This window comes from Pararhizobium sp., from assembly GCF_965279435.1.
Taxonomy (GTDB): Bacteria; Pseudomonadota; Alphaproteobacteria; order Rhizobiales; family Rhizobiaceae; genus Pararhizobium.
This window is the reverse complement of sequence record NZ_CBDIHY010000001.1, coordinates 258,770-274,102: the sequence shown is the minus strand read 5'-3', so window position 1 is coordinate 274,102 and position 15,333 is coordinate 258,770. Positions and strand designations below refer to the sequence as shown.

Genomic DNA, 15,333 nt, shown 5'->3' with positions numbered 1-15,333 from the left:
CATGGCAAGCAGTGAGTAGCATCATGACGCAGACCGCCGATATCATCATTCTCAATGCCCGTGTTCTGACGCTGGACGAGGATCGGCCCCGGGCCGAGGCGGTGGCACTGGCTGCCGGTCATATCCTGGCCGTCGGCACGGCAGCGCAGATGGAGACATTTCGAGGCGCGGGCACGCAGGTGATTGATGCTGCCGGAGGCACGGTGCTTCCCGGTTTTTCCGAAAACCACATGCACTTGTTTTCGGGCGCTGCCGAACTCGACCATCTCCAGCTTGCAGGCGTGAGCGGACTGGCAGCACTGACCGATGCCGTGCGCTCCTACGCTGAAGGCCGGGCCTCTGAGAAGGTTCTGTTTGCGCAGGGCGCCGATTACACGATCCTCGGCGATACCGAACGGCTGACCCGCCATCATCTCGATGCGATCCTCTCCCATCAGCCGCTGGTTCTCTTTGCGCCGGATCATCACACCGCCTGGGCCAACACCAAGGCACTGGAACTGGTCAGCATGTTGCATGGCGCCACGCTTGGATCCGGCAATGAAGTGGTCGTGGGCGCGGATGGCCTGGCGACCGGGGAACTGCGCGAAATGGAGGCGTTCAGCCCGTTGCAGGCGGCCGGTGGTTTCGACCGGTATCGTCTCGGTCTATCGACTGGTGGTGAGCCCGATCCGTATCCGAACGAAGCCGAATGGGCGCAGGATATAGCCGTCATGCGGCGCGGCCTCGACTATTGCTCCCGCCACGGGATCACCACCATTCAGAACATGGACGGCAATCTCTACCAGCTGGAGCTGCTTTCGGCGATCGAGAAGCAGGATGGCAGCCTGCCGTGCCGGGTGATCATTCCCTTCCACTTCAAGAATTTCATGTCGATCGACATGCTGGAAAAGGCCTCCGAACTGGCCCGCCGGTTCGATAGCGACTGGCTATCGTCCGGCGTCGTCAAGATGTTCTACGATGGCGTGCTCGACAGCTGGACCGCTGTTATGGTGGAGCCTTACGCCGACAAATCAGGCGATTGCGGCGAGGGTCTTTTCACGCCTGAAACATTTCGCGATGTTGCAGTCGAGGCCGACCGGCGCGGCCTGCAGATAGCGGTTCATGCGATCGGCGACGGCGCGGTGCGGGCGGTGCTCGACGGATATGAGGCTGCGCGCGCGCAAAACGGCATCCGCGATAGCCGCCATCGCATCGAGCATATCGAGGTTGTGCATCCAGATGACATTGCCCGGTTTGCCGAACTTGGCGTCATCGCCTCGATGCAGCCGCCGCATCCGCCGGGTTGCGCGGGCGTGCCGCTGGAACCGACCGTATCGCGCATCGGCCGGGATCGCTGGCCGGTCAGCTATGCCTGGCGCACGCTCAAGGACGCGGGCGCACATATCTGCTTTGCCTCCGATTGGCCGGTGTCGCCAATCGATCCGATCATCGGCATCGAGGCAGCTGTGACGCGTAAGCCGTGGGCGGATGGCGATCCGGATCAGTCCTTTTCCCTGATGGAGGCTCTTTCTGCCTATTGTGTCGAAGGCGCCTACGCGGAATTCAAGGAAGACCGCAAGGGAATGATCCGGGCAGGTTACCTGGCAGATATCGTCATTTTGAGCGGTGACATCGAGGCAACGGCTCCAAACGAGTTGCAGAGTATCCAACCCACCACCACAATTTGCGGCGGGCGCATAAGTTTCTCCACCCGGTAATATTTTGATCAAAATATTGAGAAACCTGTTGTCAACGTCAAGCCGCTGTGGTCACCTAGCGCAAAGCCGAAAAGGCGGGAACAGTAGCTTCATGCAACGGGTAGTGTGCCGTATATGGCGGAATTGAACGCGGTCGAAATCCGCCAGGTTTCTAAGATATTCGGTTTTGGCGAGTTTGCGTTCGCCGCCGTCGACAACACATCGGTATCGATCCGGCAGAACGAATTCTTCACGCTTCTCGGCCCGTCCGGGTGCGGCAAGACCACTCTGTTGCGGCTGATCGCCGGTTTCGAATATCCGACATCCGGCGAGATCATGCTGAACGGCGAGAACATCGCCGCCATGCCCCCCTTCAAGCGGCCAATCAATACGGTTTTCCAGAGCTACGCCCTGTTTCCGCATATGACGGTGGCGGAAAATATCGGCTTTGGTCTCACGATGCTTGGCAAGCCGAAGCAGGAGATCAAGGACCGCGTCGATGCCATGCTCAAGCTGGTGCGCATGGAAGCGCTAGCCGGCCGGCGCACAAGCCAGATTTCTGGTGGCCAGCAACAGCGCGTCGCGCTCGCCCGTGCCCTTGCGCCACAACCAAAAGTTCTGCTGCTCGACGAGCCGCTATCAGCGCTCGACTACAAGCTGCGCAAGGACATGCAGATCGAACTGAAGCGCCTGCAGGCGGAAACCGGCATTACCTTCATCTTCGTCACCCATGACCAGGAAGAAGCGCTGACCATGTCGGACCGCATCGCCGTGATGTCGTCGGGCAAGATCCTGCAGGTCGGCAATCCGAGAGAGATTTACGATGCGCCGGCGGATCGTTTCGTCGCCGATTTCATTGGTGAGACCAATTTCCTGAAAGGCCGGATCAGTTCGGTGACGGACGGCATCGCCGATGTCGATACGCCGGTCGCTGGCCGCATTTCGGCAACGATGCCGCAGGATTTCCACGCCGATGGCGAGGTGACGGTGGTTCTGCGGCCGGAGCATGCAACGCTCTGCCCGCCGGACCGTGCCGTCGCCAACCAGATGACCGGCACGCTCGAAAACGTCGTCTATTTCGGTACGGACACGCACTATCACGTCCGGCTTTCAGACGGCGAGACGCTGTTTACATTGCGAGAGCAGAACAAACCGCTGCAGAGCGCACGGTTCAACCAGGGCGACACGGTTGGCATCGCGCTCGAAGCCAATGCCGCCCGGGTGTTGAGGAACTGAGATGACGGACATGCCGGGGACGATCGAAGCGGAAAAGAGCAGGGATATCCGGAAACGGTGGCTCCTTTCACTTCCCGCCCTCCTGATCATCCTTCTTGCATCGACCGGCCCGCTGCTGATCGTTCTGGTCTATTCCTTCCTGACGCCCGGTCCCTATGGCGACGTGCAATGGCTGCCTTCGCTTGAGGGCTGGATCGGCGTCGTCATGGAAAAGGATATTTTCGACGGTACCTTCTCGCTTGCCGATGCGCATGTGTCGATCTTCATGCGTTCCGTCATGCTGTCGCTGGGAACGACGGTTCTAACGTTGCTGGTCGGCTTCCCTACAGCCTATTTCATTGCCACAAGGCCGGAAAAAACCCGGGAACTCTGGCTGTTCCTGATTACCATTCCCTTCTGGACCAATCTTCTCATCCGCACCTTCGCCATCCTCGAGATCATCCGCAACGAAGGTCTGATCAACGGCTTGATGTTGAAGTTCGGGCTGATTTCAAAGCCTGTCCAGATGCTCTTCACCGATGGTGCGATCCTGACAGGCATGGTCTATGTCTATCTGCCGCTGATGGTGCTGCCGCTTTATGCCAGCATGGAAAAGCTGGATTTCCGGCTGGTGGAAGCGGCCTATGATCTCTATGCCACGCCCTTCAGGGTGCTGCGTAAGATCATCTTTCCGTTGGTCAAGCCCGGTGTCATCGCCGGCTCGATCCTCGTCTTCATTCCGGCGCTTGGCGCCTATGTCACGCCGAGTATCCTCGGCGGCGGCAAGAACATGATGCTCGGCAACCTGATCGAGCTGCAGTTCGGCCAGGGCCGGAACTGGCCGCTCGGGTCGGCTCTGTCGATCACGCTGATGCTGATCGTTATGGCGGCGCTGCTTGTCTATGTTCGCAATGCAGGATCTCAAGGGAGCCGGCATGGCTAAGACATTCTCAATCCGCCGCCAGCGCGGCTTTACCACCATTGCGATGGCCTGCTTCTTTGCACTTTATCTGCCGATTGCGGTTCTGGTGTTCTACTCGTTCAATGCTGGCGAATCTCTTGCTTCCTTTGATGGGATTTCGCTGCGCTGGTTCACCAAGGCCTTTCAAAACCAGCAGGTGATCGACGCGTCCATCCGCTCGCTGCAGATCGCCTCGTTTGCCGCTGTCGTCGCCACCATTGCAGCCACCATGGCGGCGCTGGCGACGACCCGGACAGAGCCCTATCGCGGCCTGACGCTGAAATATGCCTTCATCAACCAGCCCCTGATGATCCCCGAAATCGTCACCGCCGTTGCACTTCTGATCTTCTTTGCCCGCGTCAAGATCTGGACCGGTTATTCCGGCCTTGGTTACCTGATCGCCGCCCATACGGCGTTCTGCATCCCGTTTGCTTATCTGCCGATCCGGGCACGGCTGGAGAATATGGACCTGACGCTGGAGAAGGCGGCTGCCGATCTCTACGCAACACCGTGGAACGCCTTCCGCTACGTCACCCTGCCGCTGCTGTGGCCGGGCATTCTCGCCGGTTTCATGCTGGCCTTCGTGATTTCGCTGGACGATGTGGTCATCACCGAATTCGTCAAATCGGCCGGCCAGGATACCTTGCCGACCTACATGCTCGGCCAGATCCGTCGCTCGATTACACCGGAAATGAACGCGATCTCGACGCTGTTCCTGCTCCTGTCGGTCTGTGTCGTCACCGTCTTCTTCATCGTCAACAGAAAACGTGTCTAACGAAAGAAAAGGGAACAGCATCATGAAACGGATGATCATGGCGGTCACGGCCGCACTTCTCGCCTCGACCGGCCTTGCCCGGGCTGAAGGCGAACTCAACATTTACAACTGGGGCAATTATACCAGCCCCGAGATGATCAAGAAATTCGAGGACCAGTACAAGGTCAAGGTGACGATCACCGACTACGATTCCAACGATACGGCACTCGCCAAGGTTCGCCAGGGCGGTTCGGGCTTCGACATGGTCGTGCCGTCGCAGAACTATATCCCGATCTGGATCTCGGAAGGCCTCTTCCTCGAGACCGATCCGGGCAAGATGGAGAATTTTAGCCACGTCGCCAAGGAATGGCAGAATCCCGAGTTCGACCCGGGCCGCAAATATACCGTTCCGTGGGCAATGGGCATCGTTGGTGTCGTCGTCAACACCGATGTCTACAAGGGCGATCTCAACACCTGGGGCATCATCTTTGATACGCCGGATGAGCTGAAAGGCAAGGTCAACGTCGTTCCGGAGATGACTGACGTCATCGACGCTGCCGTGCTTTACAATGGCGGCAAGAAATGCACCGGCGACCTCACCATCCTCAAGAAGGTGCGTGATACTCTGGTCAAGGCCAAGCCGAACTGGGTGGCCATGGAATACGGCACCATCCAGAAGATGGGGTCGGGCGATTTTGCCGCCTCCAGCGACTGGAACGGCTCCGCCTTCCGTCAGCGCCTGGCAAACCCCGCTATCAAATTCGGCTATCCGAAAGAAGGTTACGTCAACTGGAGCGATAATCTTGCCGTCCTGAAGGATGCCAAGAATGTCGAGAATGCCAAGCTCTTCCAGAACTTCATGATGGATCCGGCCAATGCCGGCATGAATTCCGGCTTCCACCGCTATGCCAATGGTATCGCCGGTTCGAGCGAATTCATGCCTGCCGACATGAAGGACGCGCCTGAAATCAACATCCCGGCCGAATTCGCCTCCGTGGGCGTCCCCTCGCAGACGTGCCCGCCAGAGGTTCAGGAGCTCTACACCAAGATCTGGACCGAGCTTCAGAAGTAAGCCTGCTTCAATCGCACCCCGTCCGTCACGGCGGGGTGCGTTTTTTGTTTCCCGCCGCTGGATATTCCCATGAAAACCGTCTTCTCGCCTCGTCATCTCGGTCATGCCAACCAGCTTGAATTGGTCGCTGGTGCCATCGTACCCGGTTTCGAACTGACCTCGCGCGCCGAATATGTCTCGGGGCGGATCAAGACGGTCGGGCTGGGGGCCATCCTTGCCCCCGAACAGCACGACCTGACGACGGCAGCGCGCATCCATCGCAAGGACTATCTCGATTTCCTGCCGACGATCTGGGATCGCTGGACGGCGGAAGGGCGCACCGGCACGGCGCTGCCGTTCACTTGGCCAACCCGCGGCCTGCGCGGCGATGTGCCTCCGGAATTCATCGACGGGTTGTTGGGGTATTATTCCTTCGATGCCGGCTGCGGCATTGTTGAAGGTTCCTGGGACGCAATCAAATCCTCGCATGACGTGGCGCTGACGGCGGCTGGCCTCGTTCAGGATGGTGAACGCTCCGCCTTTGCCCTTTGCCGACCACCCGGTCATCATGCCGGTGCAGGATTCATGGGCGGCTATTGCTATATCAACAACGCCGCAGTGGCGGCGCAATGGTTCCGCGACAACGGCGCCAAGCGCGTTTCGATCCTGGATGTCGACTATCACCACGGCAACGGCACGCAGGAAATCTTCTATTCTCGCGCCGATGTGCAGGTGATCAACCTGCATGCCGATCCGATGCAGGAATATCCGTATTTCCTCGGCCATGCCGATGAGCGTGGTACCGGCGAGGGCGAAGGCTATAATCTCAATTACCCCATGCGCTTCGGCACGGATTGGGAGCGCTGGAGCCAGGCGCTGGAAGACGCCTGTGGCAAGCTGGTTGCCTATAATCCGGATGTGGTGGTGATCTCGCTTGGTGTCGATACGTTCGAGAAGGACCCGATCAGCAAATTCAAGCTGAAGACCGAGGATTTCCCGAAGATCGGCGAGCGGATCGCCCGGCTGAACCTGCCGACTTTGTTCGTCATGGAAGGCGGCTATGCGGTCGCCGAAATCGGCGTCAATGCCGTCAGCGTGCTGACCGGCTTCGACGGTAACTGATCGTGGCTTCCGGCTCCGTCGTCAACTTGGGTGTCGTCCAGTTCGCCTGCACGGACGATCTTGCGGAAAATCTCGCCACCGCCTCCCGGCTGATCCGGCAGGCTGCAGGCGAAGGCGCCAATATCGTGCTGGTGCAGGAACTGTTCGAAAGCCTGTACTTCTGCCAGACGCAGGACCCCGTCCATTTCGCCAGAGCGCATGCGCTTGCCGATCATCCGGTCATTGCACCGATGCAGGCGCTGGCCCGCGAACTCGGCATCGTCCTGCCGGTTTCCTTCTTCGAGAGAAAGAACCAGGCCTTCTACAATAGCTTGGCGATGATCGACGCAACCGGCGAAATCCTCGGCGTCTACCGCAAATCCCATATTCCAGACGGCCCAGGCTACAGCGAAAAATTCTATTTCCGGCCGGGCGATACCGGCTTCAAGGTCTGGCCGACCCGTTTCGGCACGATCGGTGTCGGCATCTGCTGGGACCAGTGGTTTCCCGAAGCTGCCCGCGCCATGGCGCTGATGGGCGCCTAACTGATTCTCTACCCGACGGCTATCGGCTCGGAACCGGCGCGTCCCGACCTCGATACGATGGAACACTGGCGCATGATCATGCGTGGCCATGCGGCCGCCAACATGATGCCGGTCGCCGCTGCCAACCGTATCGGCTCGGAAACCATCGGCGGCCACACGCAATCCTATTACGGCTCATCCTTTATCTCTGGGGCTGCCGGAGAACTTGTCGCGAGTGCGACCCGCGATGTCGAGGCCGTTCTCATCGCAAGTTTCGACCGGCAAGACCTTGCCGATAACCGCGCCGCCTGGGGCATGTTCCGCGATCGCCGCCCGGAATTGTACGGTGCGCTGGCGACGGCGGATGGAGGAGACAGGACATGACGGATTTCAAGCGCTCGGACGTTACACTCGCCAATTGGCGGACAGCCCCCTTTTCGCAATGGGCCTTCCAGAATGTCAGCGAGGTCGTGCCCTCCGCCGTCATCAAGGCCAAAGGCCAGGGCGAAGCACCGTCCCGCAGTCTCGCTGGTCTCGAAAACCTGCAGGTGCCGGGCATCGATGGCACGGGCCAATCGCTGAAAGAATTTCTGACGGCAAGCGAGACAGACGAACTCGTGGTGGTGCGCGATGGGCGCATCGTTGCCGAATGGTCGGCGGATCATTCCAACCCCGACCGGCCGCATATCATTTTTTCCGTGTCGAAATCCCTGACGGCACTGCTTGCCGGAATTCTGGCGGGCAAGGGCTTACTCTCCTTCGACAAGCTGGTGATCGATTATGTGCCGGAGGCCGCCGGTTCGGCTTACGCGGATGCGACAGTGCAGCAGCTGTTCGACATGGAAATCAGCGTCGATTTTGTCGAGGACTATCTCGATACATCCGGCGGTTTCGATCGCTATCGCCGAGCAACGGGGTGGAATCCCGACAGGCCGGACAGCCCCGCACCGGATTTGAAGAGCTTCATCTGCAGCATCGGAAAAGGCGGCTGGCAGCACGGCGAGAAACACGCCTACCGCTCCCCGAATACCGATCTCGCCGGCATCGTTGTGGAGCGTGCCGCAGGGGGGCGATTGCCAAGTTTGCTGAGCGAGCACCTCTGGCAGCCGATGGGCGCCCGTTCAGATGCGATGATCACCGTCGATCGTATCGGCACGGCGCGCGCTGCAGGCGGCATGTCGGCGACGGCGCGCGATCTTGTCCTGACCGGCGAACTCGTGCGTACGAAAGGCGCCGGCCTGATCGCGGAAGCGTTCATCGACGATCTGTGGACCGGCGGTAGCCGCGATGCGTGGAAGAATGGCGATCAGACGAGCCTGTTTCCATCGGGCAGCTACCGGAATTACTGGTACGAGACCGGCGAGGGTGAGCTTGCCGCCATCGGCATTCATGGCCAATGGATCTGGGTCGATCCGGCAACATCCACCGTCATCGTCAAGCTGTCGTCGCAGACCTTGCCTGTCGATGCTGCGCTGGATCAGGCAATCGTCTCCATGCTGCGCGCAGTTTCCGGCGCCGCAGTCTGAAATTATAGCGCTGCGGCAACCGCCGCTTCATCAACCGCGGCCGCGACGGGCCACCGGATCAGGGCTTCGGCCCCGGTGGCCGTCAGCCCGTAGATGCCGCGGTCGATGCGCTCGAACCAGCCGTAGACATTGCCGCGCAGAATGGTGGCAGCCGACGGCGTGACCGGCTTCAGATCCCTTGGCCGCAGCGGTCCGGCCTGAAGTGCCGCAGCGCAGGCCAGCGCCTGCTGCCGGTAGGCGGTCATGATCGGTGAACGCGTGCTGCCGCCGAGAGCCGGATCGCCCTTGCGCTTCTTGTGTTCATTGACGAGACGCGACCGCTTGCGCGGGTTCTTGCGCGGCATCAGCGCCACCGGGCTGACGACGACATCGACGGTACCGTTGTCGGCAACGCTCAACATGCCGAACCCAAGCCGCCGGCAGAGATCGCGGTAGCGGCGATCGCTTTCGCGGCCCTTTCCCTTGGCCGAGACGCGGGCCGCAATCCAGACTTCATCGCTCGCCGCCGCCCTGTCGACGGCCTGAAGGATGAGTTCGAGATTGAAGCTGAGCTTGAGTTCGCAGATGACCACGACCGGTGGTTCGTCGGGGCTTAAGCCCACCAGATCGCAACCGGCTATCTCACCTTTGACGCTGTAGCCGGCGGCTTCGAGAAAGCCCTTGATCGGCGGATAAAGCGTGGTCTCCAAATCATGTCCTCATATCATCGTCTGCACGGTCTTGCCGTGATTTGCTGATGAGATCAATGAAAGGATGGTTTTTGCAGGCTGGCCGAGCCGGACTTACACCGTTCCGTCGATGGACAGCACGACGATGTCCTCTTCACGGCCCGCCACTTCGAACTCGACCGTATCGCCGGGAGCCGCACCGTCGAGTGCGCGGGCAAGCGGCGATGTCCAGGCAATTGCTCCGGCCGACGGATCAGCTTCGTCCTCGCCGACAATGCGGATATCCTTGACTGTGCGACTGCGCCTGATGGAGACGTGCGTTCCAAATCGAACCGTTTCCGGCTCTGCGACGGGTTCCATGATCTCCATACTGGCGCGGCGCGCTTGCCAATAGCGCAGATCGCGCTTCAGAGCGGCAAGCACCTCGCCGTCACTGGTCGCTGCAGTCTGCTGGGTGAGTGCCGCAATCATTTGCTCGATCTGTCTGGCACCGTTGGGCGTGACCAGATTTCGGGCGGCGCTGATCGGCCGCTCGGGGACGGGCGGAGGCGGGGCGTCGTCGATTTCCTTGGTGAATGCGCGGCTCATCGGTCTCTCCTTCCATACCAACGCATAGCACGCTTTCGGGTTCATTTGCGCTCGGACTGTTGGGTAGGGGTTTGAAGAGACCGACGGCTCACGCCTTCTTCTTCAGCTTTGTATGCCGATCGCGGATGATGTGATCGACCTTTCCGGCGAGCGCATGATCCGGCTCGCTTTCCGCAGCTTCCCGCAGAAGCTCGGTCAACCGTCTCAATTCTTTCTCATCGAGATGTTCGATGCCCATGAAGCGGTTCTCCGCCTCGCTGGTCAGGATCAGTTCGTCGAGCTTTGCCTGAACGGCCTTTCCGTCACGGTTCTGGGAGTTCTGCAGGACGAAGACCATGAGGAAGGTGATGATCGTCGTGCCGGTATTGACGACGAGTTGCCAGGTTTCGGAGAAGCCGAAGAGCGGGCCGGTGGCGGCCCAGACGACGATGCCGGCGACGGCAATCACGAATGTCGCCGGCTTGCCGGCGAGCTGCGCAACCTCGCCGGAAAAACGGGAGAAAAGGCTCTGTTTATCGGACATGGCATTCCTCCATCGGATATCGCCACGTCCTAAATTCGCAGCAACAGCGGAAGTTCCGGCCAGGGCCGGTGCGTTTACGAATATAGACGCGTTGGCTCCTAAAAGCGCCATTCCCAAGTGTCAGGCCTTCGAGGCGTTCAACCGGCTTTCCGCCTCATCCCAGCAGCCGGTCATGCGCAGGCTCGGAGATTGGCCTTCGTCATGGGAGGCCCAGCGCAACGGCAGGGCATCCGGCCGCCGGATAATGCGGCGCGGTGTGAAGCGCCAGAGGCGTTCGGCGCCCTCGAATGCCGCGACTTCGGGCGTATCAACAACTACATGGGCATCGCCGGAAAGCTGCAGCAGGTCGCCGGTGTCGAAATCGGCAAAGACAAGGCCAGCCTTGCCATTGGCGAGAATATTGCCGAGCGTGTTGAAAAACAGGTTGCCGGCGAAATCGGGAATGGTCAGCACGCCATCATCGCCGATCCGGACAAAGCCGGGCTTTCCACCCCGGTGCGAGACATCCGCCTGCCGCTGTCCATTTTCGAACTCCGCATAGGTCGCGACAAAGAATGTGTCGGCTGAAGCGATCATCTGCCGAGCCCCTGCATCGAGCGCCGCCAATGTCGTGGGCTCAGTGACCGGGCCTGTCGAAGGATCGCGGACGAAATGGAAATCGCGCAACTGAATATATTTCGGACAATTGCCGTAGGACTGGCCGACGTCGACGTCAAAGCCCAAAGGCCCAGACCTATGTACGGTTCCGTTCAGGCGATTGCGCCTTCGTGTGTGCAGTTCGATACCGAGCATACCGATCGCCGCACCATCGCCCATCCCCGCATCCGCCGGGTCGCCGCGTTCCCGGTCTAGGCGAACATTCAGGGTGTGCGGATCCGGGCTTTGCAGAAAACCCGGATTGGCCGCCCGTATCGTCGCCCATGCGTCTCCCTCGTCATCTACCGTGCCCAGCACAATGAACGGGAGTTGCGGATAGAAGGCGCGATGCTGGTCGATCAGGTGATCGCGCAACACCCGGCGGCCGAGTTCTTGCATACGCTCGGCAACACCGGCCTGGTCCTGCAGCACCCGCTCACCCGCATGCCACGGCGACGCCTGATCTATCGTGTCGAGAGCCAACATTTGTCGATCCTTTGGTGGTGGGTTGGCAAGGTGCTGCGTAGCGCCGAGATTTGCTCAGGCAGCCTCTTGAATGCCGATTGCCGTCTTCTGGAAGGCGACGAAACCGGGAAGGGCTTCCATGCGCTTCAGCCATGCATTGATGTTGGCATAGGCGGCACGGTCGACATTGCCCTCCGGCGCGCGGGCGATGTAGCTGTAAAGCGCGACATCGGCGATGGTCGGCTGGTCCACTGCAATCCACTGGCGGCCGGCAAGTTCTGCCTCGATGTGGCGAAGGATGAGATGGGCACGGGCGATGACTTCGTCCGCATTGAAGCCCGCACCAAAGACGGTGACAAGCCGCGCAGCACAGGGGCCATAGGCGATTTCGCCGGCAGCGACAGAGAGCCAGCGCTGTACGGACGCGGCGCCCCTCGGGTTTTCGGGCAGCCAGCCCGTGGCTCCGGTTTTTTTGGCGAGGTACACAAGAATGGCGTTGGAATCGGCAATGATCGTGCCGTCATCGTCCAGCACCGGAACCTGCCCGAACGGATTGAGCTTGAGAAAATCCGGAGCCTTATGGGCGCGGGCAGCAAGATCGACTTCGATCAACTCAACGTCGATCCCCAGCAACGAGAGGAACAACCGGGCCCGGTGCGCGTGGCCGGACAAAGGGTGATAGTAAAGTTTCATCTGCCATCTCCAGGGGCGTTGATCGCCTTGTGGAGAAGATGTTTCTTTCTTCCTGAAAACAGAAGTGCGATAAAAGGCAAGATATAATTCCATTTAGCGGAATAGTGAGGCGAGGGCGACGGTGGACAGGCTTCAATCCATGCGGATTCTGGTAAAGGCCGCCGATACCGGCAGCTTCGCGCAGACGGCGCGCGCGCTTAACATGAGCCCTCCGGCCGTCACGCGGGCCATTGCCTATCTCGAAGATCTGACGGGTGCCCGGCTGTTCTTGCGGTCGACGCGATCTGTGAAATTGACGGCGCCCGGCAGCCGCTACGTCGAGGATTGCCGCCGCATCCTTGCCGATATCGATGAGGCCGAAGCCTCGGCTGGCGGCTCGCATGCCACGCCCTCAGGCCTGCTGACGGTGACGGCGCCGGTCCTGTTCGGCCAGATCTATGTCATGCCGGTCCTGACATCGTTTCTGACGTTGCATCCGGCCGTCAATGGACGCGCCCTTCTGCTCGACCGCGTCGTCAACCTGCTGGAGGAAGGCATCGATGTCGCGCTGCGCATCGGGCAATTACCGGATTCCGGATACCACGCCAGCAAGGTCGGCAGCGTGCGGCGGGTGATCTGCGGTGCGCCATCCTATTTCAAGGAGCATGCGCTGCCGCAGGTTCCGGCTGATCTCGCCAGGCATACCATCATCGCCAATACCGGTTCATCCGCGCCACAGGATTGGCGCTTCGTGGGCGGTGAAAAGAGCCATGTCACGCTGCGCCCGCGCTTGTTCTGCAACACCGTCGATGCCTCGATCTCCGCAGCGCTCAGCGGTTGGGGCCTGACCAGCGCGCTATCCTATCAGGTGGCATCGGCGGTAAGCGACGGAAGGCTCGATATCGTGCTTTCCGACTATGAGGAGCCGGCCATTCCTATCCATGTGATGCATGCCGAGGGCCGCCATATCTCCGCCAAGACCCGGGCGTTTGTTGATTTCCTAGCGGCCGAATTGCGCGCCGACCGCAACCTGCAGGCGGCAACGTCACTGGCTGCCGGTTAAAGCGTCGCAGTTGACAGAGAAGACATTTCGAATTACGACTGACGAAAATTGAAATTCGTCAGTCATAATTCGAAAGTTTATCAATATGGACGGCAGCACGGATATTCCTGATATCGCGCGGCAGGAAAACATCACGCGGATTCTGGAGGCAGCGGAACGGCTGTTCCGGCACTATGGCTATGCCAAGACAAATGTTGCCGATATTGCGCGCGATCTTGGCATGTCGCCGGCCAATATCTACCGGTTCTTTGCCTCCAAGACAGAAATCCATCAGGCGATCTGCGGCCGCATGCTCGGCGGCAGTTACCAGCAGGCCTATGAAATCTCGCGCCTGCCGATCAGCGCTGCCGATCGCCTGCGCCGCTATCTGGAGGCGGAGCATCAGCTGATCGTGACCGCCATGCTCGACCATGAAAAGGTCCACGAGATGGTCATCGTCGCCATCGAGCGCGACTGGCATGTGATCGAAAAGCACATCGACCGGATGCACGAGCTTTTGGAGGAAATCATCCGCCAGGGTATCGCCGCCGGGGAGTTTGCGGAGCAGGACCCTGCGGTTGCGGCCCGATCTTTTGGGGCAGCAACCGTGGTCATGTGCCACCCGCAGCTTGTGTCTCAATGTCTTTCCAAGCCGAACCGGGCGACGCCTGATGAAATTACCGAATTTGCAATCAATGCTTTGAGATGAGCGCGGCCGTTAGCGGCCTGCCTTCCCGACTTCATTTTTTATCAGGAGTGCGAACATGCCTTCGCCAAGCCATAACTGTATTCGCTTGTCTGCCGTTTCCATCCTATCTGCCGCTGTTTTGGCTCTCGCCGGCTGCTCTGAAGAGAAGGCCGAGACCAAGGAAATCGTGCGGCCGGTGAAAGTGGTCGAGATTGCCGCCATCGATACTTCGCGCACGCTCAGCTATTCCGGCACGGTCCGCGCCCGCACCGAGATGAACCTCGGCTTCCGCGTCAACGGCAAGATTACCGAACGCCTCGTCGATATCGGGCAACGGGTCAAATCCGGCGATCTGCTCGCCCGCATTGATCCGTCCGACTATGAACTCGCACTGGCCAGCGCCAAGGCGAACCTTGATGCCACGGAGCGGCAGGTCGAGACGACCGAGCTGGCCCGTGTCCGTGCCGAACAACTGTTTGCCAAGAACGTCTCGCCGAAATCGCAGCTCGAGCAGGCGACGCTGAGCTACAATCAGGCGGTTGCCACGCGTGACTCTGCCCGGTCGACGCTCGATCAGGCGAAGAACCAGGTCAGCTATACCGATCTGAAATCCGAGCAAAATGGCATCGTCACCGCCGTCAGTGCCGATATCGGCCAGGTCGTCGGCTCGGGAACGCCTGTTGTCAGCGTTGCCGTCGATGGCGAAAAGGAAGTTCTGGTTGCCATACCCGAAACGGATATTGCGCAGTTCAAGCCCGGCAAGGTGGTCACCGTCGGGTTCTGGTCGGATGCCGCGCTGATGCTGCAGGGCAAGGTGCGTGAAGTGGCCGGTAGCGCCGAGCCACAATCGCGAACCTTTGCCGTCCGTATCAGCCTGCCGAATGATCCAAACGTGCTTCTCGGCATGACCTCCGGCATCGTTGCCGCTGCTGCCGATGCCCAGCAACTGGTCTCCATCCCCTTGAGCGCCCTTGCCAAAAAGGATGACCAGGCGATCGTCTGGACCGTCGATCGCACTGCCGAGACCGTGCATTCCCGTCCCGTCAAGGTCGCCGATTTCACCAGTGACGGCGTGCGGATTTCCGAAGGATTGAAGCCCGGCGATGTCGTGGTTGCTGCAGGCACCCAGTTCATGACGGAAGGACTGAAGGTGAAGCTCGGCAGCGAAACTGTGCAGCAATCCGCTGCCACCGAAAACACCCAGCTCGTGCGCTAAATCCAGATCCATCGAAAGCGGAACAAC

The 15,333-nt window shown here is 60.0% G+C and carries 15 protein-coding genes and 1 pseudogene; 11 read left to right on the top strand and 5 right to left on the bottom strand.

What is annotated here, in order from left to right:
• Window positions 1-23: 23 nt before the first annotated feature.
• From ACQY8Q_RS01210 to ACQY8Q_RS01175, 8 genes and pseudogenes are all read left to right on the top strand, one after another.
• Window positions 24-1,697 (top strand): amidohydrolase, encoded by a 1,674-nt coding sequence (locus tag ACQY8Q_RS01210; protein ID WP_428423828.1) that lies wholly within the window; start codon window positions 24-26, stop codon window positions 1,695-1,697.
• 114 nt (window positions 1,698-1,811) lie between these two features.
• Window positions 1,812-2,912, top strand: coding sequence for an ABC transporter ATP-binding protein (locus ACQY8Q_RS01205; RefSeq protein WP_428423826.1), 1,101 nt, complete (start codon window positions 1,812-1,814; stop codon window positions 2,910-2,912).
• Between the two features lies 1 nt (window position 2,913).
• Window positions 2,914-3,834, top strand: coding sequence for an ABC transporter permease (locus tag ACQY8Q_RS01200; RefSeq protein WP_428423824.1), 921 nt, complete (start codon window positions 2,914-2,916; stop codon window positions 3,832-3,834).
• On the top strand, window positions 3,827-4,627 hold the full coding sequence (locus ACQY8Q_RS01195) for an ABC transporter permease (RefSeq protein WP_428423821.1): 801 nt from the start codon (window positions 3,827-3,829) through the stop codon (window positions 4,625-4,627). Before ACQY8Q_RS01200 ends, ACQY8Q_RS01195 begins: the two co-directional genes overlap by 8 nt.
• 31 nt (window positions 4,628-4,658) lie before the next feature.
• Complete coding sequence (locus ACQY8Q_RS01190) at window positions 4,659-5,678, top strand: extracellular solute-binding protein (protein WP_428423984.1); 1,020 nt, start codon at window positions 4,659-4,661, stop codon at window positions 5,676-5,678.
• A gap of 69 nt (window positions 5,679-5,747) precedes the next feature.
• Window positions 5,748-6,779: a histone deacetylase family protein gene (locus tag ACQY8Q_RS01185; protein WP_428423819.1), complete on the top strand. Its 1,032-nt coding sequence runs from the start codon at window positions 5,748-5,750 to the stop codon at window positions 6,777-6,779.
• Window positions 6,780-6,781: 2 nt separating this feature from the next.
• Window positions 6,782-7,666 (top strand): annotated as a pseudogene (aguB, locus tag ACQY8Q_RS01180) (N-carbamoylputrescine amidase).
• On the top strand, window positions 7,663-8,808 hold the full coding sequence (locus ACQY8Q_RS01175; protein ID WP_428423817.1) for a serine hydrolase domain-containing protein: 1,146 nt from the start codon (window positions 7,663-7,665) through the stop codon (window positions 8,806-8,808). Before aguB ends, ACQY8Q_RS01175 begins: the two are co-directional and overlap by 4 nt.
• Before the next feature lie 2 nt (window positions 8,809-8,810).
• On the opposite strand, the gene ACQY8Q_RS01170 is transcribed toward ACQY8Q_RS01175, so the two are convergent.
• From ACQY8Q_RS01170 to ACQY8Q_RS01150, 5 genes are all read right to left on the bottom strand, one after another.
• A complete protein-coding gene (locus ACQY8Q_RS01170) occupies window positions 8,811-9,497 on the bottom strand; it encodes a DUF2161 domain-containing phosphodiesterase (RefSeq protein ID WP_428423815.1) in 687 nt (228 codons plus the stop codon).
• Between the two features lie 93 nt (window positions 9,498-9,590).
• Window positions 9,591-10,064 carry a GreA/GreB family elongation factor gene (locus ACQY8Q_RS01165; protein ID WP_428423813.1) on the bottom strand — a complete coding sequence of 158 codons (474 nt, stop codon included), beginning with the start codon at window positions 10,062-10,064 and terminating at the stop codon, window positions 9,591-9,593.
• Between the two features lie 88 nt (window positions 10,065-10,152).
• Window positions 10,153-10,587, bottom strand: coding sequence for a low affinity iron permease family protein (locus tag ACQY8Q_RS01160; protein ID WP_428423811.1), 435 nt, complete (start codon window positions 10,585-10,587; stop codon window positions 10,153-10,155).
• A gap of 120 nt (window positions 10,588-10,707) precedes the next feature.
• The gene (locus tag ACQY8Q_RS01155) at window positions 10,708-11,709 is read right to left on the bottom strand and encodes a pyridoxamine 5'-phosphate oxidase family protein (RefSeq protein WP_428423809.1); all 1,002 of its coding nucleotides are present in this window, start codon (window positions 11,707-11,709) and stop codon (window positions 10,708-10,710) included.
• 54 nt (window positions 11,710-11,763) lie between these two features.
• Window positions 11,764-12,381: a glutathione S-transferase family protein gene (locus tag ACQY8Q_RS01150; protein ID WP_428423807.1), complete on the bottom strand. Its 618-nt coding sequence runs from the start codon at window positions 12,379-12,381 to the stop codon at window positions 11,764-11,766.
• A gap of 139 nt (window positions 12,382-12,520) precedes the next feature.
• On the opposite strand from ACQY8Q_RS01150, the gene ACQY8Q_RS01145 reads away from it, so the two are divergent.
• The 3 genes from ACQY8Q_RS01145 to ACQY8Q_RS01135 all read left to right on the top strand — a co-directional run bounded on the left by ACQY8Q_RS01145 (window position 12,521) and on the right by ACQY8Q_RS01135 (window position 15,306).
• The gene (locus ACQY8Q_RS01145; protein ID WP_428423805.1) at window positions 12,521-13,423 is read left to right on the top strand and encodes a LysR family transcriptional regulator; all 903 of its coding nucleotides are present in this window, start codon (window positions 12,521-12,523) and stop codon (window positions 13,421-13,423) included.
• 85 nt (window positions 13,424-13,508) lie between these two features.
• Window positions 13,509-14,111, top strand: coding sequence for a TetR family transcriptional regulator (locus ACQY8Q_RS01140; RefSeq protein WP_428423803.1), 603 nt, complete (start codon window positions 13,509-13,511; stop codon window positions 14,109-14,111).
• Between the two features lie 55 nt (window positions 14,112-14,166).
• Window positions 14,167-15,306, top strand: coding sequence for an efflux RND transporter periplasmic adaptor subunit (locus tag ACQY8Q_RS01135; RefSeq protein WP_428423801.1), 1,140 nt, complete (start codon window positions 14,167-14,169; stop codon window positions 15,304-15,306).
• Window positions 15,307-15,333: the final 27 nt, after the last annotated feature.